Raw genomic sequence first — 26,910 nt, 5'->3', positions numbered from 1 at the left:
CATGAGCACCACGACTGAGCTGCTGCAGCAGGGCGCCGAGCTGTTCCCCGGCGAGGTCGTCACGACCGCGCACGTCCGCCACCTGGACCTGCCGCTGCAGGCCGGCCGGCTGGCCCTGATCACCCTGGACAACGGCTTCGACCACACCAAGCCGACCACCTTCGGCCCGGGCTCGCTGCTGAAGCTGTCCACCGCGCTGGACCAGGTCGAGGCCGAGGCCGCCGCGGGCACGATCGTCGGTGTCGCGATCACCGGCAAGCCGTTCATCTTCGCGGTCGGCGCCGACCTCAAGGGCGTCGAGATCCTCAAGGAGCACGCGGACGCACTGGCCATCGGCAAGGGCGGCCACGAGGTCTTCAAGCGGATCGCCGCGCTGCCCGTCCCCTCCTTCGCCTTCTACAACGGCGCGGCGATGGGCGGCGGCGTCGAGGTCGGCCTGCACGCCACCTACCGCACCGTCAGCGCGGGCGTTCCGGCGTTCTCGCTGCCGGAGGTCTTCCTGGGCCTCGTCCCCGGCTGGGGCGGCTGCACCATCCTGCCGAACCTGATCGGCCCCTCGAAGGCGATCAAGGTCATCATCGAGAACTCGATGAGCCAGAACAAGCAGCTCAAGGGCAAGGACGTGTTCGAGCTGGGGATCGCCGACGCGATCTTCGAGCCGGCCGACTTCCTGGAGCAGTCGCTGCTCTGGGCCGCCAAGGTGCTCACGGGCGACGTCGTGGTCGAGCGCGAGGCGATCGACCGCGGCAAGGCCTGGGACGACGCCGTCGCCTGGGGCCGGCTGGTCGCCGACTCCAAGGTGCACGGCGCGGCCCCGGCCGCCTACAAGGCGCTGGACATCATCCAGCAGGTCAAGGACGCCGACCTGCAGGCCGGCTTCGACGCCGAGGACGCGGCGCTGGCCGACCTCATCATGAGCGGCGAGCTGCGCAGCGGCATCTACGCCTTCAACCTGGTGCAGCGCCGGGCGAAGCGTCCGTTCGGTGCGCCGGACAAGTCGCTGGCCCGCCCGGTCACCAAGGTCGGCGTCGTGGGCGCCGGTCTGATGGCCTCGCAGCTGGCGCTGCTGTTCGCCCGCCGGATGGAGGTGCCGGTGGTCCTCACCGACATCGACCAGGAGCGCATCGACAAGGGCGTCGGCTACGTCCACGCCGAGATCGACAAGCTGCTCGGCAAGGGCCGGATCGGCCAGGACAAGGCCAACCGGCTCAAGGGCCTGGTCACCGGCTCGCTCGACAAGGCCGCCGGCTTCGCCGACGCGGACTTCGTGATCGAGGCCGTGTTCGAGGAGATGGGCGTCAAGCAGAACGTCTTCGCGGACCTGGAGAACGTGGTCTCGCCGACCTGCGTGCTGGCGACCAACACCTCCTCCCTCTCGGTCACCGAGATGGCCTCGAAGCTGAAGCACCCCGAGCGGGTCGTCGGCTTCCACTTCTTCAACCCCGTCGCGATCCTGCCGCTGCTGGAGATCGTCCGCGGCGAGCAGACCGACGACGACGCGCTGGCCACCGCCTTCGGTGTCTCGAAGAAGCTGAAGAAGACCTCGGTGCTGGTCAAGGACGCCCCGGCGTTCGTGGTGAACCGGATCCTGACCCGCTTCATGGGCGAGATCCAGGACATCATCGACGAGGGCACCCCGATCGCCACGGTCGAGAAGGGCGTCGAGCCGCTCGGCCTGCCGATGTCCCCGATCGTGCTGCTGGAGCTGGTCGGCCCGGCCATCGCGCTGCACGTCTCGGAGACGCTGCGCGGCGCCTTCCCGGAGCGGTTCACCGTCTCCGAGAACCTCGGCCGGGTGGTCAAGGCCGGCAAGCGCGGCTTCTACACCTGGGTCGACGGCAAGCAGGTGCTCGACCCCGAGGTGCTGGAGCTGCTCACCTTCGGCGACACCGTGCTGACCGAGGAGCAGGTGCTGAACCGCGCTCTGGAGGCCGTCGCGCAGGAGATCGGCCTGATGCTGGAGGAGGGTGTCGTCGCCGAGGCGCAGGACATCGACCTCTGCATGATCACCGGCGCCGGCTGGCCCTTCCACCTGGGCGGGATCACCCCGTACCTGGACCGTGAGGGCGTCTCGGAGCGGGTGAACGGCAAGCGGTTCCTCGCCCCCGGCGTGGCCTCGGTGCCCGCCTAAGGCGTAGGCCCCGTAACGACGCGGGAGCCCCGGTGACCTCAGGGTCACCGGGGCTCCTGCGCGTCGTGGCGGGGGCGGTGGGGCGCGGCGGGCACTCTCGGCGGGGCGGGGCCCGGGGAGCCCGGGGCGCGGGCGCGAGGGCCCTGTCGCGCGCCGGGCGCGGTCAGCGCTTGAGGCGGTAGACCACGGTGTCGGCGAAGACGCCGACCATCTCGTAGTGGGTGTCCAGCAGGTTCTCGATCTTCGGGATCATGCCGGGCTGGTAGGGCGCCAGGCCGGAGTCGTCCACGACGATCTCGGGCAGGCCCTTGGCGATCTCCCGGTCGAAGGTCTGCCAGGCGTTGCTGACGCTGAACTGCTCGCCGACGTTGGCGTTGCCGTCCTTGCCGCCGCTGAAGTTGGTCAGGAAGCCCGCGGTCAGGTAGCGGGTGGCCGGCTTGCGGTCGGCCAGCCAGTACAGCTCCGGGTGCATGCCCCAGACCAGCACGGTGTCCTGCGGCTTGCTCTGCGCGGCGACCGCGGTGGCCACCTCGGTGGTCCGGGTGAGCCGCTCCCCCGGCCAGGCCAGCGCGAGGCCCCAGAACACCGTGGCGGCGGCCGTGGTGTACACCAGGACCGGTTTCCAGCGGATCGCCGAGGTGGCGACCGCGCCGGTGCCCAGCAGCACCAGCGGGGGCATCAGCTGCAGGTAGTAGTGGCCGAAGAAGTGGAACCCGACGCTGACCGCGACCACCGAGGAGAGCAGCCAGACCCAGAGGTCGGTGGTGGAGCCGTGCTCCTCCCCGGCGACCGGCAGCGGGCGGTGGCGGTGCTTCAGCCAGAGCCGGCGGCCGACCGGCAGCAGGAAGCCCAGGCCGGCGCCGACCAGGATCGCCGAGTTGCCCAGCGCGCGGCCGGCCATCTGCAGCCAGGCGCCGCCCACCGAGGCGTAGTCCCCGCTGCCGGTGACCACCCAGAACAGGAAGCCCTTGGGTTTGGTGAGGATCACCGCGACCAGCGCTATCGGCAGGGTGAAGCCGAATCCGATCTTGAACAGGGCGGGCGGCCAGCGGACCCCGCGCCGGCGGGCGTCCTGGAACAGCATCCAGAGCACCGGCAGCAGGACGGCGCCGCCGGTCTGCTTGGTCAGCGAGCAGAGTGCCACCGCGATGCCGGCGGCCAGCCAGCGGCGGCGCTCGGCGTACCGGAAGGCGGCCACCATGGCGGGCAGCATGAAGACCTCGAAGGTCGCCGCCTGGGTGTCCTCCGGGGAGAGCCCGATGGAGACCAGCAGGTAGAGCAGACCCGCCCCGGCGCCCGCCCGGTTGCCCCAGCGGCCGCGGGCGATCGAGGCCAGCAGGATCGCGGTGACCAGGTGGGCGACCACCGCCAGGGTGCGCAGCGGCCAGAGCGAGGCGGAGCCGAAGACGGCGAAGCAGGCCTGGTAGAGCCAGGGCAGCAGCGGCGGCTTGCGGTCGACCACGGTGTCGTAGAGGACGCCGCCGTCCGCCAGCATCCGGGCCTGGGTGGCCAGGAACCCCTCGTCGGGGCTCCAGACCGGCCGGACGAAGGAGGGGATGTGGGTGGCGAGCGCGACCAGGGCCAGCACCGGCACCAGCCTCGTCCAGTAACCCTGGCGGACGCGGTCGGGCAGGCGCTCGGCAAGCCCGACGAGGCGGGGGCGGGTGGGGGTCGGCACGGATGACAACCTACCGGGCGGGATCGGCGCGGGCAGCGCCGGTCCCGCCTTTCGGTGCGATTATCAGCCTGTCTTGCGACGAACTGTTGCCCAGTTGTGGCAAACGGCCGCGGACCGGGCGGCTCAGGCCCGGACGGCCGCCACGTCCAGCCGGGAGACCAGGGCCGTCACCTTGCGGGCGATGTCCGGGGCGGTGAGACCGATCTCGGCGAGGATCTCGGGCCGCGAGGCGTGGTCCAGGAACTCCTGCGGGATGCCGAAGTCGCGCACCGGGACGTCCACCTCGGCGTCGCGCAGCGCCTGCGCCACGGCGGCGCCCACACCGCCGACGCGGCCGTTGTCCTCGATCGTGACGACCGCGCGGTGCTCGGCGGCCAGGCCCGGCAGGGCGCGGTCCACCGGCTTGACCCAGCGCGGGTCCACCACGGTGGCGGTGACGCCCTCGGCCGCCAGCAGGTCGGCGACCTCCAGGCTCGTCGCGGCCATCGCGCCGACCGAGACGATCAGCACGTCGGCGCGGCGCTCCTCGGCCGGGGCCTCGGGGGCGCGCAGCACGTCCATGCCGCCGATCCGGCCGACCGCGGGGACGGCCGGGCCGACCGTGCCCTTGGAGTAGCGGACCACGGTCGGGGCGTCCGCCACCTCCACGGCCTCGCGCAGCTGGGCGCGCAGCTGGTCGGCGTCGCGCGGGGCCGCGAGCCGCAGACCGGGGACGACCTGGAGGATCGACATGTCCCACATGCCGTTGTGCGAGGCGCCGTCGGTGCCGGTGACACCGGCCCGGTCCAGCACGAAGGTGACGCCCAGCCGGTGCAGCGCCACATCCATCAGGACCTGGTCGAAGGCCCGGTTGAGGAAGGTCGCGTAGACCGCGAACACCGGGTGCAGGCCGTTGGTGGCCATGCCGGCCGCGCTGGTCACGGCGTGCTGCTCGGCGATGCCGACGTCGAAGATCCGGTCCGGGAAGGCCTTGGCGAACGGGGCCAGGCCGACCGGGTGGAGCATCGCGGCGGTGATGCCGACGATGTCCTCGCGCTCGCGGCCGAGCGCGACCATCTCCTCACCGAAGACGGACGTCCAGTCCTTGCCGGCGCTCTTGATCGGCAGGCCGGTCTCCGGGTGGATCACGCCGACCGCGTGGAAGCGGTCCTCCTCGTTGTTCTCGGCGGCGTGGTAGCCGCGGCCCTTCTCGGTGAGGCAGTGCACGATCACCGGGCCGCCGAAGCCGCGCGCCTTGGTGAGCGCGGACTCCAGGGCGGTGAGGTCGTGGCCGTCGATCGGGCCGATGTACTTGAGGCCGAGGTCCTCGAACATGCCCTGCGGGGCGATGAAGTCCTTGAGGCCCTTCTTGGCGCCGTGCAGCGTCTCGAAGAGCTGCTGGCCGACCACCGGGGTGCGCTGCAGGGCGTCCTTGCCCCAGGAGAGGAAGCGCTCGTAGCCCTGGGTGGTGCGCAGCGTGGCCAGGTGGTTCGCCATCCCGCCGATGGTCGGGGAGTAGGACCGCTCGTTGTCGTTGACGACGATGACCAGCGGGCGGTCCTTGGAGTCGGCGATGTTGTTGAGCGCCTCCCAGGCCATGCCGCCGGTGAGGGCGCCGTCGCCGATCACGGCGACGACCGGGTCCTTCTTCCCCTGGAGCTGGTTGGCCTTGGCCAGGCCGTCGGCGTAGGAGAGCACGGTCGAGGCGTGCGAGTTCTCGATGACGTCGTGCTCGGACTCGGCGCGGGAGGGGTAGCCGGAGAGGCCGTCCTTCATCCGCAGCCGGGAGAAGTCCTGGCGGCCGGTGAGCAGCTTGTGGACGTAGCTCTGGTGGCCGGTGTCGAAGAGGATGCGGTCGCGCGGCGAGTCGAAGACCCGGTGCAGCGCGACGGTCAGCTCCACGACGCCGAGGTTGGGCCCGAGGTGGCCGCCCGTCTTGGAGACCTCCGTCACCAGGAAGGTCCGGATCTCCTGGGCCAGCGCGGCCAGCTGTCCGGGCGTGAGCCGGTCGAGATCGCGCGGTCCCCGAATGCGGGTCAGCAGGGCCACCCGTTCCTCCTCGTTCAAAGTCGCGGACCGCGGGCGGTCCGACGGGCCTCGCTGCCCGTGTGCCGTCGCGCCGATCGGTCTCGGCGGTGCGCCGACCGGTCGAGTCTAATGTCCGCCTACCGGACACCGAGCGGGGTGCCCGGTGCCGGCGGCCCGTACTCGCCGTTCACGGCGCGCCGCGGCCACGGAGGGTCCGGGGGCGGGCACGGACGGTCGAAGGGCGGCAGACCCGGTCGGTGCCGGACACGGACGGTCGGACCGCCGCGGACCGGCCGGCACTCACGGCCGGGCGACGGACGCCTGTACGGACCGCCCGATCGGGCTGGAGTCGTCCATCTCGCTCATCACCAGGGCGAGCGCGCCGAGCACCTCGGCCCGGCCGCCCAGGGTGCCCGGGACGACCGAGAGCTGGCGGGCCGCGCTGGGGATGGCGTAGCGGGCCACCGAGTCGCGGATCGGGCCGAGCACCAGCTCACCGGCGTCGGCGAGGTCCCCGCCGAGGATCACCCGGCGCGGGTTGAGCAGGTTGCAGAGGGTGGCGACACCGGTGCCGATCTGCCGGCCGGCGTCGGCGATCACCCGGCGGCAGCCGAGGTCGCCCTGGTGGGCCAGCTCGACCACCCGGGGCACGCTCAGGTCCTGGCCGAGCGTGGAGGAGAGCAGGCCGAGCAGGTAGCGGGAGCCGACGAAGGTCTCCAGGCAGCCGCGGTTGCCGCAGCGGCAGACCGGGCCGGCCTCGTCCAGCGTGATGTGCCCTATCTCACCGGCGGTGCCGCCCGGGCCGCGGTAGATCTGCCCGTTGACCACCAGTCCCGCGCCGACGCCGCTGGCCACCTTGATGTAGGCGAGGTCGCTCAGACCGCGGCCGGCGCCCCAGACGAGTTCGCCGAGCGCGCCCAGGTTGGCGTCGTTGTCCACGTGCACCGGCATGCCGAGCCGCTCGGCCAGCTCCCGGCCGGGGGCGATGCCCGTCCAGCCGGGCAGGATCGCGGTGGAGCCCAGCGCGCCGGTCTCCACGTCGATCGGGCCGGGGACGCCGAGGCCGACGCCGATCACCTTGTCCGGGCGGAAGCCGGCCTCCTGGAGCAGCCGGTCCACCAGCGCCTCGGCGCGGTCGAAGCCCTGGGCCGCGGAGACGTCGACGTCGATCGGCTCGCTCTCCTCGGCGAGCACCCGGTGCGCGAGGTTGCCGACGGCGACCCGGAGGTGGGTGTGGCCGAAATCGATCCCCACCACGATGCCGGCGTCGCCGCTGAGCGAGACGCTGCGGGCGCGGCGGCCGCCGGAGGAGGTGTCGGCGACCACGACGGTGCCGCTCTCCTTGAGCTCCCGGACGATGTTGGACACGGTCGCCGCCGAGAGGCCGGTGGCGCGGGCGATCTCGGCCTGGGTCAGCGAGCCGGCCATCCGTACCGCGCGCAGCACCCGCTCCAGGTTGGCCCGGTGCAGTGAGGACTGCGAACCCGGTGTGTCCGTCGCCATGATCCACCCTTCCAAGGGCGAGGGAACCCCTCCGCCGGGCGATCCCTTCAACTCCTGAAGCCTAGGGCCTGATGGCGTCGGGTGGCGCGGCTACCGCGGTGGCGGAGTGGGGAAGGGAAGGGGAAGGGGTGGGGAAGGTGGTCCCGGTGGACTGCTCCGGGGGCCTCGCACGGCGCCGGGCGGTGTGCCACCGGGCGCCGTGCGGGGTACCGCCGGGGGGCCGGGCGCCGGGGACGGGGCCCCAGCTCAGAGCCGCGACGCGCGGCCTGCCGGGCTCCTGCGACCGGCCGAAAACCGCCCACCCGTACCATGGTGCCCATTCTCACCCGTCCCACCGGCCACGGACGTGACCGGCCGGGGGACGCTTCCAGACATGACGGGGCATCAGATGGCAGGGGATCACCCTACGCCGGGGGCAGGCGACACACCCGGTACCGGGCCGCAGGACAATCGGGGCGTCTCGCTCGGCCGCACGCCGGGAGGCGTGGACCCGGCCGCCGTGGCGAACCAGATGACACAGCTCGACGGGGCTCCGGTCCCCGGGCAGGGCGGACCGGCCGCGCCGGGCGCCGCACCCGGGCAGCCGCCGGCCCCGGGCAGCGAGTACGCCTACGCGCCCACCGCCGCCGCCTTCCCCGCCCAGAGCGCCCCGCCGCCGCCCGGCGCCGCACCGGCCGGCCCGTACAACCCGGCCCAGCCCCCGTTCCCGGCCCCCAACGCCGGCCAGCAGTACGGCTACACCGCCCCGCCGCCGGCCGACGGCGGAGCCGGGTACGGCTACCCGCAGCAGCAGCCCGGGTACGCCTTCCCCGGCGCGCCGGTGCCGGCGCCGCCCAAGCGGCGCAACCCGGTGATGGTCTGGGGCGGCATCATCGGCGGTGTGCTGGCGATCGCCATCGTCGCCGGTCTGGTCGTGCTGTTCACCGAGAACAAGAAGGACCCGGACACCCCGTCCGCGGACGGCGGCACCAGCAGCACGGGCGGCACCACCGACAGCTCGACCACCGACCCCTCCGCGGGCACCGGCGGCGGCAGCGGCGGCAAGGCGGGCTCCTACAGCCTCGCCTGGACCGCCGCCAAGCCGGCCAACGCGGCCAGCGGCTCGCAGCTGCTCGGCATCTGGGGCGCCGACAAGGCCGTGGTGCGCGCCGACAGCTACGGCATCCGCGCGCTCAACTCGGCCGACGGCAAGGAGCTGTGGACGCTCGCGCCGCCGGCCGGCAGCAAGGAGTTCTGCGCCGTCTCGTACGGGGTGAACTCGAAGCACATCGCCGCCGTGGCGCTCAACACCGGTGACAGCGACTGCTCCACCGTCGGCGCGGTCGACATCAGCACCGGCAAGCTGCTCTGGTCGGCCAAGGTCAGCACCGAGCGGATGTCCTCGCCCACCCTGACCGTCACCGAGAAGGTCATCGGCATCGGCGGCAACGTGGCCGGCGCGGTGAACATCGCCGACGGCTCGCCGGTCTGGCAGTTCCAGCCCCGTGACAAGGACTGCAACGTCTACGGCAAGGTCGCCGGCACCCAGATCGCGGTGAGCGACCGCTGCTACGGCTCCAACGCCAACCCCAAGTCGCAGCTGGTGCTGGTCGACACCGACACCGGCAAGACCACCAGCCCCGCGCCGGTCCCGTTCACCGGCAGCATCGAGCGCATCGACAAGGTCGTCTCGGACCAGCCGCTGGTGCTGCTGGTGACCAGCGGTCCGAACGGCGACTACATCCTGCCGTTCGACAAGAGCAACAAGCCGATGACCCCGATGTCGGTCAAGGAGCCCGGGGCGGACAGCCTGCGGCTCTCCGGCCAGGCGGACGCGTTCACCCAGAACGTCGTCAGCGGCACCACGCTGTACGTCCAGACCAACCCGAGCAAGCCCGCCGTCAACGCCTACGACCTGACGACCGGCAAGCGGCTCTGGTCGTCCACCGGCGGCACCAACGACGGCATCCGGCTGGTCTCCGGCACCGACAAGGACGGCAAGGTCCGGGCCGTGCTGGACATGGGCTACGGCAAGGGTGCCAAGATCGTCACGCTCGCGCCGGCCGACGGCGCGGTGACCGAACTCGGCACCATCACCAGCCAGAAGAACTCCGACTTCATCGGCTCCAGCACCACCGAGTACGTGCTGCAGTCGGACGGTTCGCTGTACGGCTTCGCCCGCAGCGCGGGCTCGGACGCGCCCGTGGTCAAGTACGCGAAGAAGTGACGCCGGGGGCGTAGCGCCCCGGTGCCCGACCCGGTCGAGGGCGGGGCGGAACAGGCCAACCCGCCTGTTCCGCCCCGCCCTCGAACATTTCCCCGGGCGCCGCGCGCCGGGCATGGGAGGATGCGAAGCATCAGCCTGACGAAGGAGTCCTGCGAGTGCCCGGCACCAACCTCACCCGTGAGGAGGCCCGTACCCGGGCCGACCTCCTGCACGTGGACGCGTACGACATCGAGCTCGACCTGAGCTCGGCCCGGGAGGGAGGCACCTTCCGGTCCACCACCGTGGTCCGGTTCAGCGCCAACACCCCAGGCGCGTCCTCCTTCATCGACCTCGTGGCGCCGAGCGTCGAGGAGATCACCCTCAACGGCGAGCGGCTCGACAACGCCAACTTCTCCGACAGCCGGATCACGCTGCCGAACCTGGCCGCCGAGAACGAGCTGCGGATCGTCGCCGACTGCGCCTACACCAACACCGGTGAGGGCCTGCACCGGTTCGTCGACCCGGTCGACGACGAGACCTACCTGTACACCCAGTTCGAGGTGCCGGACGCCCGTCGCGTCTTCGCCACCTTCGAGCAGCCCGACCTCAAGGCCACGTTCGCCTTCACGGTGACCGCGCCCACCGGCTGGGTCGTGGTCTCCAACTCGCCCACCCCGACCCCGGTCGGCGAGGGCGACAGCCAGGTCTGGACGTTCGAGCCCACCGGCCGGATCTCCTCCTACATCACGGCACTGGTCGCCGGCCCGTACGTCGGGGTCTTCGACAGCTACGAGAACGGCGACCAGAAGGTCCCGCTGGGCGTGTACTGCCGCCCGTCGCTGCGTGAGTTCCTGGACGCCGAGGCGATCTTCGAGGTCACCAAGCAGGGCTTCGACTACTTCCAGGAGAAGTTCGACTTCCCCTACCCGTTCGCCAAGTACGACCAGCTGTTCGTCCCGGAGTTCAACGCCGGCGCGATGGAGAACGCGGGCGCCGTCACCCTGCGGGACCAGTACGTGTTCCGCTCCAAGGTGACCGACGCCGCGTACGAGGCGCGGGCCGCGACCATCCTGCACGAGCTCGCCCACATGTGGTTCGGCGACCTCGTCACCATGGAGTGGTGGAACGACCTCTGGCTGAACGAGTCGTTCGCGACCTTCGCCGAGGCCGTCTGCCAGGCCGAGGCCCCCGGTTCGAAGTGGCCGCACTCCTGGACCACCTTCGCCAACCAGATGAAGACCTGGGCGTACCGGCAGGACCAGCTGCCGTCCACCCACCCGATCATGGCCGACATCAACGACCTGGAGGACGTCCAGGTCAACTTCGACGGCATCACCTACGCCAAGGGCGCCTCGGTCCTCAAGCAGCTGGTGGCGTACGTCGGCCAGGACGCCTTCTTCCAGGGCGTGCAGGCCTACTTCAAGCGGCACGCCTGGGGCAACACCCGCCTGGCCGACCTGCTCGGCGCACTGGAGGAGGCCAGCGGGCGCGACCTCAAGGCCTGGTCCAAGGCGTGGCTGGAGACGGCCGGCATCAACGTGCTGCGCCCGGCCCTCACCCTCAACACCGACGGCGAGATCGAGTCCTTCGCCGTGCTGCAGGAGGCCCCCGCGCTGCCGGCCGGTGCCAAGGGCGAGGCCGTCCTGCGCCCGCACCGGATCGCCATCGGCCTCTACGAGCTGGCCGACGGCGCGCTGGTGCGCACCGACCGGATCGAGCTGGACGTCGACGGTCCGCGCACCGAGGTCCCCGAGCTGGTCGGCCGGCACCGCCCGGCCGTCATCCTGCTCAACGACGACGACCTCTCCTACGCCAAGGTCCGCCTGGACGAGGACTCGCTGGCCGTCGTCACCGAGCACCTCGGCGGCTTCACCGACTCGCTGCCGCGCGCCCTGTGCTGGGCCTCCGCCTGGGACATGACCCGCGACGGCGAGATGGCCGCCCGCGACTACCTGGAGCTGGCCGTCTCGGGCCTCCGCCGGGAGTCCGACATCGGCGTCGTCCAGTCGGTGCACCGCCAGGTCAAGCTCGCCCTCGACGCCTACACCGACCCGGCGTGGAGCGAGCAGGGTCTCGCCCGCTGGGCCGAGGCCGCCGAGGAGCAGCTGCGCGCCGCCCAGCCCGGCAGCGACCACCAGCTGGCCTGGGCCCGCGCGCTGGCCGCCGTCGCCCGCAGCGAGGGGCAGCTGGACCTGCTCGCCGCGCTGCTGGACGGCTCGGTCGAGATCAAGGGCCTGGCCGTGGACACCGAGCTGCGCTGGACGCTGCTCGGCCGGCTGGCCGCCACCGGCCGAGCCGACGAGGCCGCCATCGCGGCCGAGCTGGCCCGCGACAACACCGCGGCCGGCCAGGAGCACGCCGCCAGCTGCCGCGCCGCCGTGCCGACCGCCGAGGCCAAGGCCGCGGCCTGGGCCTCGGTGATGGAGTCGGACAAGCTCACCAACTACGTCCAGGACGCGGTGATCGCCGGCTTCCAGCAGGCCGACCAGCGCGAGCTGCTGGCGCCCTACGGCGCGAAGTACTTCGCGGCGCTCAAGGGCATCTGGGAGAGCCGCAGCCACGAGATCGCGATGCTGATCATCGTGGGGCTGTACCCGTCGCTGCAGGTCGAGCAGGCCACGCTGGACGCCACCGACGCCTGGCTGAGCACGGCCGAGCCGGCGCCGGCGCTGCGTCGCCGGGTGATCGAGCAGCGCGCCGGGGTCGAGCGCGCCATCAAGGCGCAGGCCGCCGACCGGGCGGCGGGCGCCCGGGCACCGGGGCACTGAGCCGGTCGGGGTCCCGGGGCCGAGCCCCGGGACCCCGCTGACGCCCGAGGGGGCGCCGGACGATGTCCGGCGCCCCCTCGGGCGTTGTACCAGGCTCGGGTGGAAGCCCTCGGTTACTTCTTCTTGTCCTTGCTGCCGTACGGCAGCCCGGCGAGGCCGGCGATGACCACGAAGGCCACGATCGGCAGCAGCACGTACAGGCCGAGGGTCTGGGCGACGCTCAGGCCGCTACCCGGGTCGTCGCCGTCGTCCCGGGAGAGGGCCATGGCGGGCGACGACAGCAGCATCATCAGCGTGACCGTTGCGGTGACCGCGCCGGCTCGCAAAGCGTTCCTCTTGTCCACGCTGCTCAACTTACCCGCCGCTTACGTCGCCGCGCTCGGCGGGGTCGGCCTTTCGGGCCTGCCCGCCGGCGGCCCGCAGAACGCCGGTCAGGGCCTGTGCGGCCGGGGCGGCGGCCAGCTCGTCCAGCGTCACCGGGCGGCCGGAGCCGTCCGCGACCGGCAGCCGCCAATTGGGGTACTGGTCCCAGGTGCCGGGCAGGTTCTGCGGGCGCGGGTCCCCCACCAGGTCGGGCAGCCAGAGGCCGACCAGCTCGGCCGGGGTGGCCCGCAGGAAGCGGTACAGCGCCGCCGCCGAGAGCTCCTCGCCCTCGGCCAGCAGGCCCAGCCGGGCCAGTTCGGCCCGCCACTCGGCCAGCTCGGCCGCCGCCTGCGCCTGCTCCTCGTCGAGCGACCTGGCGAGCAGGCCGAGCCGGTGGCGCAGCTCCACGTGCTCGCCGGTCAGCCGGGCGGCGGTGCTCGGGAGGTCGTGGGTGGTCAGGGTGGCCAGGCTGCCCGGCCGCCAGCGCTCCGGGGGCAGGATCTCGCCCCCGGCCTGCCAGTCCCGCTCGAACCAGAGCACCGAGGTGCCCAGGACGCCGCGCGCCGCCAGCTCCTCGCGGACGCCCGGCTCCACGGTGCCGAGGTCCTCGCCGATCACCGCCGTGCCGGCCCGGTGCGCCTCCAGGGCCAGCACGCCCAGCATCGCCTCGGCGTCGTAGTGGACGTAGGCGCCCTCGGTCGGCGGGTGGCCGGCCGGCACCCACCAGAGCCGGAACAGGCCCATCACGTGGTCGATCCGGATCGCCCCCGCGTGCCGGGCCGCCGAGCGCAGCAGCTCCGCGTACGGGGCGTAGCCGGAGGCGGCCAGGGCGTCCGGACGCCAGGGCGGCAGGCCCCAGTCCTGGCCGTGGGCGTTGAAGGCGTCCGGCGGGGCGCCGACCGAGATGCCGCCGCCCAGCGCGTCCTGGAGCGCCCAGGCGTCGGCGCCGTCGGGGTGGACGCCGACGGCGAGGTCGTGGATCAGTCCGACGGCCATGCCGGCGGTGCGCGCGGCCTGCTGGGCCGCGGCGAGCTGCCGGTCGACCTGCCAGGCGAGCCAGCGGTGGAACTCCACGCGGTCCGCCAGCTCCTCGGCGGCGAGGACGACGTGCGGGCTGTCCGGATGGCGCAGCCCCTTCGGCCAGGCGTGCCAGTCGGCGCCGTGCACCTCGGCGAGGGCGTTCCAGAGCGCGTACCGCTCCAGCCACTCGCCCTCCCGCCGCCGGAAGGCCTCGTAGGCGGCCCGGGCGCCCGCGCCGCGCTCCACCTCGTGCAGCAGCTCCAGGGCGCGGCGCTTGAGCGCCCAGACGGCGTCCCGGTCGATCAGGCCGTCGTGGCCCAGCACCTCGGCGCGCAGCCGGGCGGCACGCCGGCCCAGCTCCTCGGCCTCGGCCCGCTGCTCGCCCGTCAGGTACGCGTACTCGGGCACCGCCTCGACCCGCAGGTGGACGGGGTCGGCGAAGCGGCGCGAGGAGGGCCGGTAGGGGGACGGGTCGGAGGGGGTGCCCGGCAGCCCCGCGTGCAGCGGGTTGATCTGCACGAAGCCCGCGCCGAGGCTCCCGGCCCACTGGGTGAGTTCGGCGAGGTCGGCGAGGTCGCCCATGCCCCAGGAGCGGTCGGAGAGCACGGAGTAGAGCTGCGCGAGGAAGCCCCAGCCGCGGCCGGGGAGTTGCGGCAGCCGCTCCGGGGCGACGATCAGATGGGCGTCCTGGCGCGTGCCGTCGGTCACCGCGCTGAGCCGGTGCCGCCCGAGCGGCAGGTCGGCGGGCAGCCAGTGGGAGTGCCCGCGCGGCAGCTCCCAGACGCCGCCGTCCTCCAGCTCGACGCTGAGCCGGGCGTCCGCCGGCGCGTCCAGCGCCGTCCGCCGCCCGGCCCGCACCACCACGCAGGGCGGCAGCGACCGCGCCCGCTGCCCGGCCCGGTGGCGCTCCAGTGCCGCCCGGGCCGCCTCCGGCGTGCCCGCCTCCACGCCCAGCGCGGCCAGTACCGCCACCAGTGTCCGCGCCGACGGCTGGAGGGCCGTGTCCACCCCGTACGCCTGCGCCAGCGCGACCAGCTCGGCGGGAGGCGGCGGCGCGTCCTGCGCGGGCACCTCCAGGCCGTCGGCTCCGTCACGGTCGAGATAAGCGGCCACTCGCGGCTCCTGCGATGTCTCGGCAACGCCCGGTCAGAACAGCCACAGTCCTACCCGCGTGACACCCCGGTCACCCGGTGCGACACACGGGCGAAGCATCACACCGCCGCGACCCTCGGGTCAGCGTGTCCGAAGCACCATCACTCACTCGCGAGACAGCTCGCCCTGCCTGACACCGGAGGACTACCGATCCCAGCAACTCATGATCGAGCGAAGATCGGCTCCTCGGAACATTCTGCCCCAGCAACCTCGAGGGCCCGCCTGAGAATCTTAGCCTCGGCTGCGGTCTGCGTGATCCCCGCAGAATTCAGTTCCCCCAGCAGCGCGACGGCATCGCCGATAGTCAGACCCAGCACCCGCCTGATCTCTTTGATCACAAGAGCACGTCGAGGCCCTATAGAGACAACCCTAAGCCGCACTGCGCCATGCTCACGCATTACAGAACTTCGCAGCCACTGCGGGCCAGGCCCAGATCCGCCATCGTCACTGACAAGCCCACAGGACTCACATTCCCATTCAGAGACCCAACCCAGCAAACCCGCCCGGATCACTTGGGCATTCCAGCCACGAGCATCAGCGCCACAGTTTGTGCACTTTAGGCCGACCCGCACCCCCTGCTCGATCATTCCGCCCACCCCCTCATTCGCATATACCTGTCGACTGTGTCATAAAAGCGCTGAGATGCACCAGAGCCATCACGCGGATGGTGACCTGTTATTCCCCGAGCATACCATCGGTGATGAAGCTCCTCGTGGACCACCGTATTCCTTAGGTCATTTCGACTCGAGAACCTCTTCCGCCCAATCTGCGTCCCCACACCCTTCTTCGCCATTCCGGTATTCGCAGTCGGACTATATTGAGGAATGTAAGTGAAGTTCAGATCCTTAAAATCCTCGGCCACAACGGAAGCCAGCGCGCGGGTGCGCGAAGTGGATGACTTGCCATTAGCGGCTTCGATGGTGGCCCGGTCAGCCCATACATTCCCTTCATGCCCTCCACCGTATTCCGTATCGGCCGATACCTCCGCTCCGCCATCCTTCTCCTTCGGGGAAACCTCAGCATCCGACTCTGCCTTACTTGCTCCCGATTCGACCCCAGCAGCATCAGAAGCCGTTTCCTTCGCCGCCTTCTCTTCTGCGGCCTTGGCTGCGGCTCTTTCCGCCGCCTTCGCTTCTGCGGCCGCCGTCCTGGCTACGGCGACGGCTTGACTGGCCTCCGCTGCGGCGCGTTCGCCGGAGCGGATCATGTCGTAGGCCTTGTCGATCTCCTTGTAGATCTTGAAGGCCTTGATGCCGACCTTGATGGCCTTGAAGAGCTTGCCCCAGGGCACCGCGTTGAGCGCGGTGTTGACGCAGGCCATCACGTCGCCCTTGGTGAAGCAGTCCCGGGCGTCGTTGAAGCCGATCAGTTCGCCGATCAGGTCGACGACCTTGTGCACGATCTCGTCGCGCTTGCGCTTGCCCTCCTTGACAACCTGGTCGGCGGCGTCCTGCTTCGCCAGAGCCTTCTGCACCCCTGCGTCAGGCGGCTCGACCGGGCCGGGAGGGCTGTAGATGAATACCGCATCGACCGCCTGGCCATTGGCACGAGGCTCGTGGTTGTTCCTGCACTCGTCGGGGTTGTCACAACCGACCTTCAGGCCGTTGGCGTCCGACTTGTTGATGGGGCTGTTGTTGGCGTACGCGTACGCGTTCCATTGCTGGGGGTCGCCAGCGTCCGTGATCGGGTCGGGGCTGATGAAGCGGCCCGTCTTCGAGTCGTACTCGCGGGCGCCGAGGAGGGTGAAGCCGGTGGCCTTCTCCTTCGTGCCTCCGACGAAGCCCTTGTCACCGGCCCAGATCCCCGCGCCCGGCTGGGCGCCGCGCTCGTTGCCGAACGGGTCGGTGGGCCGGCGGACCTGCGAGAGGTCGTAGGCGTCGAACTGGACACCGTTGGTGCCGTGCGGATCCGAACTCTGGTAGGCGAGCGTGGAGGTGCCGTCGGTGGTGGTCCGTGTGATGGAGAGGCCGTTGGGTGCCCCGTAGGAGCGGACGTTGGTGACCACCCCGGTCGTGGTGTCCAGCGTGAGCTGGTCGGCGCCGAGGTTGAGGGTCGTCTTCCCCGGATCTCGGCGGATCAGCTGATTGCCGGAGACGTCGTACAGGTAGCTGGTGCCGGCACTCTGCCCGGTCCCGGTGATCTGGTCGAGCTTGCCCTGGGCGTTCCACGTCAGGGTCTTGGTGCCCGGGGTGTCGGTGACGGACGTCGTATTGCCTGCGGCGTCATAGGTGTAGGAGGTCACCGCGGTCCCGTCCGGGCCGGCCTCCGTGGACTTCATCAGCGCGTGCGGGCCGCCGGTGCCGCCGCCCGTACGTGGATCGGAGGACGGGGTGTTCGGACCGCTGCCGAACGTCTGGGTGGTGACGACGTCCTTGCCGGTGTCGCCGTCGACGTCCTTCTTGACGAGCTTGGTGCGGTTGCCGATCAGGTCGTACTCGTACTGCTGCCAGTACGGAGCCGGGCCGCCCACACTCGACCTGCCGGCGTTCAGTTCCGGGCCGTTGGCGTTGGCGCAGGAGCCGACCGCCGGGACGTTCGGGTGCGACAGCGTCGTCTGCGCGCCGGTGTCCGTCCAGGCCTGGGTCAGCCGACCGAGGTAGTCGTGGTTGAAGCACTGCAGGTCGGCGGCCTCACCGTCCTGGGCGTTGCGGGCCGAAGTGACCTGGCCGAGCGCGTTGTAGGTGTAGTCGACGACGTCGACGCTCGCGGTCGGAGCGTTCTCCTTGTCCAGGATCGAGCGGGTGACCCGGCCCGTGGCTTCGTCGATCACGGTTGTGGCGACGAGATTGGCCCCGCCGGGACCGAGTGTCGTGCGGAACGCCCGTCCGTAGGGGTCGTACCGAACTCCGGCGATGAAGGTGGTCGACGGGTCGCCACCGATCGTGCTCGACATCGCGGTCAGCTGACCGACGGTGTCGGTCGCGAACTTGAGCCGCTCTCTGGGCAGGCCCGCCACAGCGGGCATCAGGGTGTTCGCCAGCCGACCGGCCTTGTCGTACGTGTTGTCGGTGAGATAGGTACCGGCCAGCTTGCCCTCAACGGCCGGAACCGTGGTCTTGGCCCCCGACTCGCGATAGCCGATGTCGTAGCCGGTGATCTCCGACTTGTACGCCGCTCCGCTCGCACCGCCGACATACCGGGTGGTGGAGGTGGGCTTGCCGAGGGCGAGGCTGTCGTAGGTCCACCCCGCGACCTGCTTGGCCGGGTCGACGGCCGTACCTTCGTAGGTCGCGACGGTGCGACCGAGCAGGTCGGTGACGCTGGTGGCGCTCTTGCCCCGGGAGTCCGTGACCGTGACGAGGTTCCGGCTGTCGTCGTAGGTCGTGGTGCCCGTTCCCGAGTCGGGGTCGGTGCCCTTCACCGGGCGGCCGAGCAGGTCGTACTCATAGGTCCACAGGTTCCCGGCCGCATCCCTGCGCCAGGCCTCCTTGCCCTCAGGCGTGTAGCCGTACGTCGTCTCGTCGTACGCACCGGTCGGGGTGTTCGCCTTGTACTGGCGAAGGGCGACGGTGTTCCCGCGCCCGTCCATGACGGTCGCGGTCGCGTACCCCCCGGCCGGCGGGATGGTGCGGATCTCGTCCGCCCCCGCGTACTCGGTGCGGCTGCGCCACTGCTCGATGCCGTGGGACTGGAAGATCGAGTCCGTGACGCGGCCCATGCCGTCGTACTTCTGCACGGTCTGCGACGGGATCTTGCTGTCCGGGGTCACCCCGCCGTTGGGCAGGAAGAGCTGGCCGCTCGGGGCCGCCTGGTCGTTGTAGTACGCGGCGCTGGTCTTGGTCTGCCAGCTGTGGGAGTCGAACAGAGCATCGGTGACCATTCGCCCGGCAACGCCCGATGGAGCGCTGGCCTGGGTCTGACGGATCCGGCCGAGGCCGTCATAGATGGTGTAGCTCGACGTGTAGGTCTCCAGGTCGCCCATCAGTGCCTGGGTGAGCACCTGTGAGGGTGCGTTGGCTCCGTTGACCGCGTAGGAGAACTTCCGGTTCGGGCGGTTCTGGTGCGTACTCCGGTCGTTGCCAGGACTCCAGCCCGCGACCGAACGGCCGAGTCCGTCGAACTCCTGCTCCGAGACGCGCCCGTTCTCGTCCCGGATCCTGAGCGCCGAGCCGCGGCCGACGTCCAGGGTGGCGACGGTCTGCCATCCCATCGGGTTGGTGTGGGTGATCTGGGTCGGTAGCTGGCCGGAGGCCGGCGAGTAGGCCGTCCTGGTCTCGGCGCTGGTGGCATGGGTGGCGTCGGTACGACTCGGGTCGACGGTGCTGACGACTCGGCCGTAGGCGTCGAAGCTCGCTCGGGCCGTGGGCTTGTAGACCGGCTTTCCGGAGGTGTCGTAGCGCTCCAGTACCTCGGTCGCGGTCTGCTCGGCCTTGGCCCCCGCCTGACCGAACGGCAGCCCGTCGAAGTAGGCCCGGGTGTCGGCGACCGTGTTGTCCTTGGTGGCCGTCGGACCGCAGGTGCCCTTGAGTACGACGGTCCGCGACGCGAGTTGGCTCAACGCACCACCCGGACCGGTGGCGTAGCTGAACGAGGTGCAGAGCAACTGCTCGGGATGGGCCAGATCGCCGTTGTCCCTCACGACGGTCGGCCGGGAGAGCAGGGTGTCGTCGTAGTCGGTGGACTTCTCGCTCGTACGCCAGCCGTTCACCAGCTTCTCGCGACTGGTCACCTTCGAGGTGTTGACCGCCCTCGCGGTGAGGGCCGGCATGCCGCCGGACTGGGTGCGGGTCGCTGTCACGGCGCCGAGCCAAGGGTCGGAGACCACCGTGGAGACTATGCTTCCGTTCTCCGCTTCGTAGTTGGCGGTGTCGCGGATGTACCCGGCGAGAGCGTCCTGGTCCTTGATCGTGCCACCATGCACGTCGGCGACGTCGACCGTCCGTGTGGTTCCACTGGCCAGGATGTCGCCGTCCATGCCGCGCAGGAAGGTCGAGACGGTCTTGGTCCTGGGCGCCTCGAGGTCACTGCCGTTGCCGGAGAGGGTGGTCACCGTGGCGTAGCCGCGGAACTGGTCCCAGGTGCGCGACTTCGGGTCGGCGAGCTCGGAGTCGTTGCGGTGCCAGGCCGCTCCGCCGCCGTACACGTAGTTGGTGACCACGGAGACGGCGCCCGCGACCGTGTCCTGCGAGGTGACGGACTGGACGACGATTTTGTTGAACCAGTCGTTCACCGGCTCCGGCGCGGACTGCCCCGGCAAGTACCACTTCACCGGCATGCAGGCCATCGTGTTGCCGTCCTCGGACGACGGCATCCGGCCGGCCGCACGCGAGCATTCGGCAGGTCCGTAGACGACGTTGATCAGACCGCCGGTCTCGGTAGTGATCTTCTGGATGCGCGGACGCTTGAAGGGCTCGACGGATGCCGAGGTACCGTCCGGACGGACGATCCTGCCGTCCACTCGGTTGGCGATCTGCAGCGGCTCGAAGAAGACCTCGGGCAGCGTGATCGGAGCCCTCCCGTTGCTCCCGGTGCGCTGGACGGAGTCCAACCAGAGCGCCGGCGAGGTGCCGTCGCCCGGGTCCTGGAACGACTGGTTGAGGGCGAAGGAGTCGACCGGCCGGAACGCGGAGCCGTCCCAGACCTCGGTGTCGATCTTCGTCAGGCGCTTGGTTGACCAGAAGGTGGGCGAGTAGACGGTGCACTCACCGCTCGCGTCGCAGTTCTGGTCGATCGGAGTGTCCGGCCAGAACTTCGCGTTGGACTTGGTCCGCTGGGACGGTTCGCAGGTGATGTCGCCGCCCGGCAGGCAGCGCTCGGCCGTGCGGAACCACACCTGGGCGGCCGGCTTGGCCGTGCCCTTCGCCGCGATCTGGTCGGGCAGTCGCTGACCGTAGCCGACCCAGACCGGGTAACTGGCGCGCTGGTACTGGACCCGGGGGCCGTTGCCGTCGTTCTGGCCCCCGCCCTGGACGTAGTGGTTCTGCTCCTGCTCGTAGCGGTAGCTGATCAGGTTCTGGTGCGGGTCCACGACGTAGTCCAGCGACCACTGCCAGCCCATCTGTGACCAGGAGCCGGTGGCCGGCGAGCCCGACTTCAGGCACGGGTCCTGGCCGCCCGGCCAGTAGACCGGCACCGTGGAGACCGAGTTGCTGGTCTGGTCCGAACCGTCGCCGCCGGGCAGGTGGTTGGCACCGAAATAGAACTGCGTGCCATCGACGGTCGTGACCCGCCAAGCCTCGCCGTTCCAGGCGCCGTTGTTCCGATCGGTCAGCCGCTCGACCTTGGTGCCGTCCTCGCCCTTGAGGTGCCACTCGCAGGATGTGTCGTCCCGGACCAGCAGTCCGGCATGGCCCGCGAGGGAGAGCTGGAGCAGGTCACCGCCCCAGCACTGGTCGCCCGACTTGTCGATGCCGGCGTCCTTGCACCCCTTGTAGCCGCGGGTGATGGAACCCGGGTGCCACTCCCAGCCCTCACCGACCCAGGACGGCTGCGCATTGGTGGATGCCGTCTTGCCGTCCGATGCGGAGGAGTCGTAACCGAGCGAGACGCTGGGCGCGGCGCCTGCGAGCGCGGAGGGCAGCTCGACGGTGTAGCCGTAGGTGAAGTTACCCGCGTTGACTCCGGCCTGCCAGGAGGCCGATGGCGTGATCGGCGAGGCGGCGAAGTCGCCGGCGCTGCCGGCAGAGGCGGCCTCGACCGCGAGCGCGATCGCCGGGCCGCCTCCCGACTGCGGCGCGGCAAAGGCGCTGGAGGAGAGCGACTTACCCGAGGCGGCCGAGGTCTGCGGCACGTCGACCTCGACGAGCAGGCGGCCGGACTCGCCGTCACGCTGGGAGGGTACGGGCGTGCGCCTGGTGCAACCGGGCAGGCCGGGTGTGGTCAGGGCGCAGCCGGGCAGCTGCACGACGTGGACACGGGAAGCCCAGTCGGCGCCGGCGTTCTTCGCCCAGGAGGTGGTGTCGATCCCGACCTGGACGCGACCGGCCGCACCGCTCTCGCCGGCGTCGGTGAGGGCGACCAGCGCGCCGTTGACCCCTGCCGCGTCGGTTCGGCCGCGGTCGGCCACCTCGACCTGGAGCGCGGCAGGGCCTCCCGGGGCCGGGGCGAGCGGCACACTCTTGGCCGCCTGCTTCGACGTCTGTGTCCGGGCGACCCAGACCGGCAACGATCCGACCTGAACGGGCGAGGAGGCGGTGGACCCGGAGGCGGCGTTCGCCTCGGGCTGCGCCGGAAGCGCCTTCCCGGCGGTGCTTTCCAGCACTGCGACGGCTCTGCCGGACGGCGGGCTCGAGTCGGCAGGCGGTGTCCACTTGGCGCCCGGGTCGGCCCGATGACCCGCCACCTTGGCATCGGTGCCCGTCACCGGCTTGGTCACCGGCACCGGGGTGTTCGGCGGTTCCCAGATCTTCTCGTCCTTGACCGCCTTGGCAACCGCCTCCGCCGAGGGAATCGTCACGATTGACATCAGAACCGCCAAGGCGGCTGCCGCAGCAACGCGCGAGCGATGTGGTCGGGTGAACAAACGTGCACGTCGAGACAACTGATCCCCCCACAGAGTGCCGAGGCCCCGAAAGGCCCATGCATCAGCCCAGGACATCCGGCACCCTATGTGCACTTGTTCGATCACAGGTAGTAGTTTTCTGGGTTCGTCGGATGTGAGCAGAGTCACTTCGCGGCCAATGCATCACCAGCCGAGACAACCCGGACACCCTGTCGACAAAACGCTTTGACAGCGAAGCGGACGTGAAGGCAGCGTGCGGACGACCCTGCTCACTTCACTCGGATGACAGGTACTCATGCCAAGGTCAAAACCGTCCGTACTCATGTCTCGCAGGCGAACTACGGCAAGTCGGACGTTCGGGGCAGCATTTCTCCCACTCGCCTGCGCCTCGGCCCTCGCCCTCGGCACCACCGTGCTGGTTGCCCCTCAGACGGCGGCAGCCACTCCGGTGGCCGATCGCCACCACGGACCCGCCGATCCCTCCTGGCCCGCCCACCCTGCCAAGCCGGCGCAGGGCGAGCAGGCGGCGGCCGTCGCGAAGGCGATGGCTCAGGCGAAGAGCACCGGCAAGCCCGTCGTGGTCGACAGACTCACCAGCGCGGGGAGCCTGACCTCGGCCAACCCCGACGGAACGCTGACCACCGACTCCAGTCCGGTGGCGGAACGCGTCAGGAACAACGACGGAACGTGGCGCGCCATCGATGCGACCCTGCGCACCGCGTCCGACGGCACATTGACTCCTGCCGCCGTCCCCTCCGCGCTGACGTTCTCCGGAGGCGGCAAAGGTCCGATGGCGACCATGACCACGTCGGACGGGAAGAAGCTCGCGTTCAAGGCTCCCTTCGACCTCCCCAAGCCCCAACTCGACGGCGACAGTGCCCTGTACCGGTCCGTCCTGCCGGACGTCGATCTGCAGCTGAGCGCCACCGCGGCCGGCGGCTGGCGGCAGGTTCTGATCGTCCGTACGGTGACGGCGGCGGCCGACCCTCGGGTCAAGCAGCTCCACCTGGACATCTCCGGCGACGGTCTGATGGTCAAGGCCGACACACACGGCAACCTGACGGCCGAGGACGCCGAGGGCAAGGTCAGGTTCACCGCCCCGGTCCCGGTGATGTGGGACTCCGCAGCCGCACCGGCCGCCGCGCAGCCGACGACCCTCGGAAAGTCCGCCGAGGCACCGCAGGCGGACAGCACTACTGGCCCGGTGCCCTCGAGCGCGGAGGCACCCGGCGACCATGCGAAGATCGCGCCGGTCGCCACAACCGTGAGCGGCAGCGGGATCGACCTGGTGCCCGACACGACGGTCCTCGGACAGGGCACCGGCCCCTGGTACATCGACCCGGGTTGGAACCCGAGCGTCGACAACGGCGCCCAGGCCTGGGCCCAGGTCCAGGAGGGCTGGCCGGACAACCCGGAGTACAACGGCACCGTCTACGACCAGGACAAGCCGGCCACCGGGTACTGCGACTACGTCGACAGCGCCAACCCCTGTGAGCGGAAGGGACGCGAGCGGGCCTACTTCCAGCTCGGCCTCAGTTCGCAGTTCTGGAACTCCACGGTGCTGAACGCCACGCTCTACGCCAACGTGGTGCGCTCGTCCAGCCCCAGCACGTCCACGCCGATGAACCTGTACTCGACCGGCTCGGGCAACGACAACCCGATCAACCAGTGGACCCGTTGGAACGCCCAGCCGTGCGGCAAGGGACCGATCGGGGCCGCCTGCTCCAAAATCACCACGACCTGGCTCAAGGGCACCGGCGGGGTCGAGTTCGACGTGACCTCACTGATGGCCCGGGCGGCCGCCGAGAAGTGGGGAGGTTGGACCTTCGCCTTCTCCCCCGATGACGAGACCAACAAGTACTACCGGCAGCGTTTCGCCAACAACCCGCACGTCGTGGTCACCTACGACATCGCGCCGCTCGTCAGCACGCCGGCGACCAGCCCCACGCCCGGCTTCGCCGAGGATGCCGTCTTCGATGCCTGCAAGACCCGCGGCACCGTCAATCCCTGGGACAACCCGGGGTGGATCGGAGCCAACACCGACATCAACATCAGCGCCGACACCTGGTCGCCGACCGGCCAGCAACTCTGGACCACGTTCAAGCTCTGGGACGACGACGACGGCGGCTCGTCCAAGACATACGAGACCGGGTGGGGTGCCGGCTCCGGTCGGGTCAACTTCGACGTCGGTTCACTGATCGACGGCCACCAGTACGGCTGGTACGGCGTGACCGACGACGGAACACTGCACAGCGGGAACACCGACATGTGCTTCCTGCTCATCGACCGGACGCCGCCGACCGCCAGGATCACCTCGACGGACTTCCCGGAGTCGGGCACGCTCGGCGGCCACCCGAAGCTCGTCGGCCAGGAGGGCACGTTCACGCTCACCGGTACCGACCCCGCGCCGGCCACCGGCGGTCGGTCGTCGGGTCTGGCGTGCGCCCGTTGGACCGCCGATCCGGTCCAGGCCGCGGCCACCGGATGGAACTGCAACGACGGCGGAAACATCGTCAAGATGAACGGTGCAGGGGCCTACCAGCTGTCGCTGACGCCGTGGCGCTGGGGCACCAACTTCCTCTACCTGCAAACCCAGGACAACGCCGGCAACATGTCCCAGCCCGTCGCGTACACCTACTACGTCCCGCACAACCCCGCCGGCCCCGCACCGGTCTATGGTGACCTGGACTACGACTCCAACCCGGACGTGTTGCTTCCCGACGGCGCCGGAAACCTGCGGCTGACGGGGGCCGGAACGGACCCCCACAGCGCGGCGGGCGCCCTGAACGCCGGTGCACCCGGCGGTGGCGGTTGGGAGGGCGTCGACGTCACCCACCGCGGCTCGTTCACCGACCAGAACTACGACGATCTGATCGCACACGTGCCAGGGGATCCCATCGCCCGCCTGTATGCCAACGACGGAATAGTCGGACGTTTCGACAGTCAGGCCAACGTCGAGCTGCTCAAGCCCACGGAATGCATGCTGGCGGATGCCACACCGATCTCCTGCGCCGACTACGGCGCCGGGACCAACTGGTCGACCGTCACGCAGATCGCGGCTTTCGGCTCGCCCGAAGGGGACACGCCGATCAAGCGTGGCACAGGGCTGCTGGGCCTTCCCCGTACCTCCGTGCTTTACATCGACAACGGCAGGTTGTGGCTGGCTCGTGCGGACGGCACTCAGCAACTGGGGTCGGCATTCCTGCTCTCTCAGAACAACCAGGACTGGAGCTCCTACGACCTGGTAGCCCCAGGACCCGCCAAGGGTTCGGACACCCCTACCCTTTGGGCCCGTTCGAAGGTCGACGGCACCATCCACGCGTATGCGTTCAAGAAGAACGGCTCCACGTTCGACGCCGCCGCGTTCGCCGACCCCGCCCAGGGCTGGCTCGGCGGTGGCTTCGATGCGAAGCTGTACCCGAAGGTCGGCAGCGACGGTGACCTCACCGGTGACGGAATCCCCGATCTCTGGGCTGTCGACACCAACAAGCAGTTGGTGGTCTGGAGTGGTGTCGGCTCCACGTCCGCAGGCATCCCGAAGAGCGGCCCGACCGTCACCGGGCTGGCCGCGGAACCGGTCGTGCTCGGCAACCTCAACCGGCCGATCGGCAACTGGCTGGCCGCCCCGAACGGCACCGACTCCGTCACCGACGGCCAAGGCCGGACGAACGCCCGCGCCGATCGGGTCGGTTGGGCCCAGGACACCGTGGGCGGCCGCAGCACCACGGTCGCGAGGTTCGGCCCTGCGGACAGCTCGGTGATCACCATGTCCGGCCCGGTGGTCGACACCCGTAAGAGCTTCACCGTCTCCACCTGGGCCAAGTCCGGCACCGGCGGGGGTATGGTTGCGAGCCAGGACACCGCCCACGGCAGCAACTTCATGCTGTACAGCGAGGGCGCCGGGCGGAACTGGGTCTTCGCGCTCGCCTACGGCGACGACGACAACTGGCCCTATCACTGGACGAGCGCGACGAACGCCTCAGCGGCGGTCCGACCAGGCGTCTGGACCAGGCTCACCGCCTCGTACAACGCGGGTACCGGACTGATGTCGCTCTACGTCGACGGTGTGCTCGCCGCAACGGGCTACCACAGGTCCAACGAGAGCCCGCCGTCCTCCGGGCCGTTCGCGCTGGGCCGGTACAAGTACCAGTCGGCCGCGAGCACCAGCTTCGACGGGAGCATCAGCGGCACCGCCGTCTACCCGTTCGCGGTCGGACCGGCCGCCTCCGGCGCCAGGAGCACCGTCCAGTCCGCCGTCAACCCGTCGATGTGCGCGGACGACGCCGGTTTCGGGACCGCCGACGGCACCCCGATTCAGCTGTGGGACTGTCACGGTGACACCTCCCAGCAGTTCTCGCTCGGCAACGACGGGACGGTCCGGGTGCTGGGCGGATGCTTGACGCCGGTCGGAGCAGGGCGCGACAACGGCGTGAAGATGGAGTACCGCACCTGCAACGGCACCGAATCGCAGAAGTGGATCCCGCTCGCCGACAACACACTGTTCCACCCGGATTCCGGCCGTTGTCTGGACCTGCCGGGCTGGAGTGCCACCAACGGGAACCGGCTGCAGCTCTGGGACTGCCACCCCGGCGCGTCCCAGCAGTGGATCGTTTCCGCACTGAGGACAGCCGTCCTCCCCGCCCCACCGCTGTCGTGATGCCC

Annotated in this window: 10 protein-coding genes; 4 read left to right on the top strand and 6 right to left on the bottom strand. The window is 70.6% G+C overall.

Annotated features, from left to right (window positions below):
• Position 1: 1 nt before the first annotated feature.
• Complete coding sequence (locus ABZ495_RS05015; RefSeq protein WP_359834485.1) at positions 2–2,131, top strand: 3-hydroxyacyl-CoA dehydrogenase NAD-binding domain-containing protein; 2,130 nt, start codon at positions 2–4, stop codon at positions 2,129–2,131.
• A gap of 163 nt (positions 2,132–2,294) precedes the next feature.
• On the opposite strand, the gene ABZ495_RS05010 is transcribed toward ABZ495_RS05015, so the two are convergent.
• The 3 genes from ABZ495_RS05010 to ABZ495_RS05000 all read right to left on the bottom strand — a co-directional run bounded on the left by ABZ495_RS05010 (position 2,295) and on the right by ABZ495_RS05000 (position 7,319).
• Entirely contained in the window at positions 2,295–3,809 is a 1,515-nt protein-coding gene (locus ABZ495_RS05010; RefSeq protein ID WP_352288085.1) for a glycosyltransferase family 39 protein, read from the bottom strand.
• Between the two features lie 123 nt (positions 3,810–3,932).
• Positions 3,933–5,837 carry a 1-deoxy-D-xylulose-5-phosphate synthase gene (dxs, locus tag ABZ495_RS05005; RefSeq protein ID WP_359834483.1) on the bottom strand — a complete coding sequence of 635 codons (1,905 nt, stop codon included), beginning with the start codon at positions 5,835–5,837 and terminating at the stop codon, positions 3,933–3,935.
• 279 nt (positions 5,838–6,116) lie between these two features.
• Positions 6,117–7,319, bottom strand: a complete 1,203-nt coding sequence (locus tag ABZ495_RS05000; protein ID WP_329489976.1) for an ROK family transcriptional regulator — start codon at positions 7,317–7,319, stop codon at positions 6,117–6,119.
• A gap of 511 nt (positions 7,320–7,830) precedes the next feature.
• On the opposite strand from ABZ495_RS05000, the gene ABZ495_RS04995 reads away from it, so the two are divergent.
• Together ABZ495_RS04995 and pepN are read left to right on the top strand one after the other, a co-directional pair.
• On the top strand, positions 7,831–9,525 hold the full coding sequence (locus ABZ495_RS04995) for a PQQ-binding-like beta-propeller repeat protein (protein WP_359834480.1): 1,695 nt from the start codon (positions 7,831–7,833) through the stop codon (positions 9,523–9,525).
• Between the two features lie 155 nt (positions 9,526–9,680).
• Positions 9,681–12,272, top strand: coding sequence for an aminopeptidase N (pepN, locus tag ABZ495_RS04990; protein WP_359834478.1), 2,592 nt, complete (start codon positions 9,681–9,683; stop codon positions 12,270–12,272).
• Between the two features lie 113 nt (positions 12,273–12,385).
• Here the strand turns inward: pepN and ABZ495_RS04985 are convergent, their stop codons facing one another.
• The 3 genes from ABZ495_RS04985 to ABZ495_RS04975 all read right to left on the bottom strand — a co-directional run bounded on the left by ABZ495_RS04985 (position 12,386) and on the right by ABZ495_RS04975 (position 22,374).
• Positions 12,386–12,625, bottom strand: coding sequence for a hypothetical protein (locus tag ABZ495_RS04985; protein WP_329489973.1), 240 nt, complete (start codon positions 12,623–12,625; stop codon positions 12,386–12,388).
• 1 nt (position 12,626) lies between these two features.
• A complete protein-coding gene (gene malQ, locus ABZ495_RS04980) occupies positions 12,627–14,726 on the bottom strand; it encodes a 4-alpha-glucanotransferase (RefSeq protein WP_359834604.1) in 2,100 nt (699 codons plus the stop codon).
• 664 nt (positions 14,727–15,390) lie between these two features.
• The gene (locus tag ABZ495_RS04975) at positions 15,391–22,374 is read right to left on the bottom strand and encodes an RHS repeat-associated core domain-containing protein (RefSeq protein ID WP_359834476.1); all 6,984 of its coding nucleotides are present in this window, start codon (positions 22,372–22,374) and stop codon (positions 15,391–15,393) included.
• Between the two features lie 322 nt (positions 22,375–22,696).
• Between ABZ495_RS04975 and ABZ495_RS04970 the strand changes: the two genes are divergently transcribed.
• Positions 22,697–26,905 carry a ricin-type beta-trefoil lectin domain protein gene (locus ABZ495_RS04970; protein WP_359834474.1) on the top strand — a complete coding sequence of 1,403 codons (4,209 nt, stop codon included), beginning with the start codon at positions 22,697–22,699 and terminating at the stop codon, positions 26,903–26,905.
• The last annotated feature ends 5 nt before the right edge of the window (positions 26,906–26,910 follow it).

The organism is Kitasatospora sp. NPDC005748 (assembly GCF_040630735.1).
Taxonomy (GTDB): Bacteria; Actinomycetota; Actinomycetes; order Streptomycetales; family Streptomycetaceae; genus Kitasatospora.
Note: the sequence above shows the minus strand (reverse complement) of the source record. Positions and strands in the feature narration are given on the sequence as shown.

What these genes read in the sequence shown, in the direction of transcription:
- ABZ495_RS05015 (WP_359834485.1), top strand. Translation starts at nt 2, where the DNA reads ATGAGCACCACGACTGAGCTGCTGCAGCAGGGCGCCGAGCTGTTCCCC.
- ABZ495_RS05000 (WP_329489976.1), bottom strand. Translation starts at nt 7,319, where the DNA reads ATGGCGACGGACACACCGGGTTCGCAGTCCTCACTGCACCGGGCCAAC.
- ABZ495_RS04995 (WP_359834480.1), top strand. Translation starts at nt 7,831, where the DNA reads ATGACACAGCTCGACGGGGCTCCGGTCCCCGGGCAGGGCGGACCGGCC.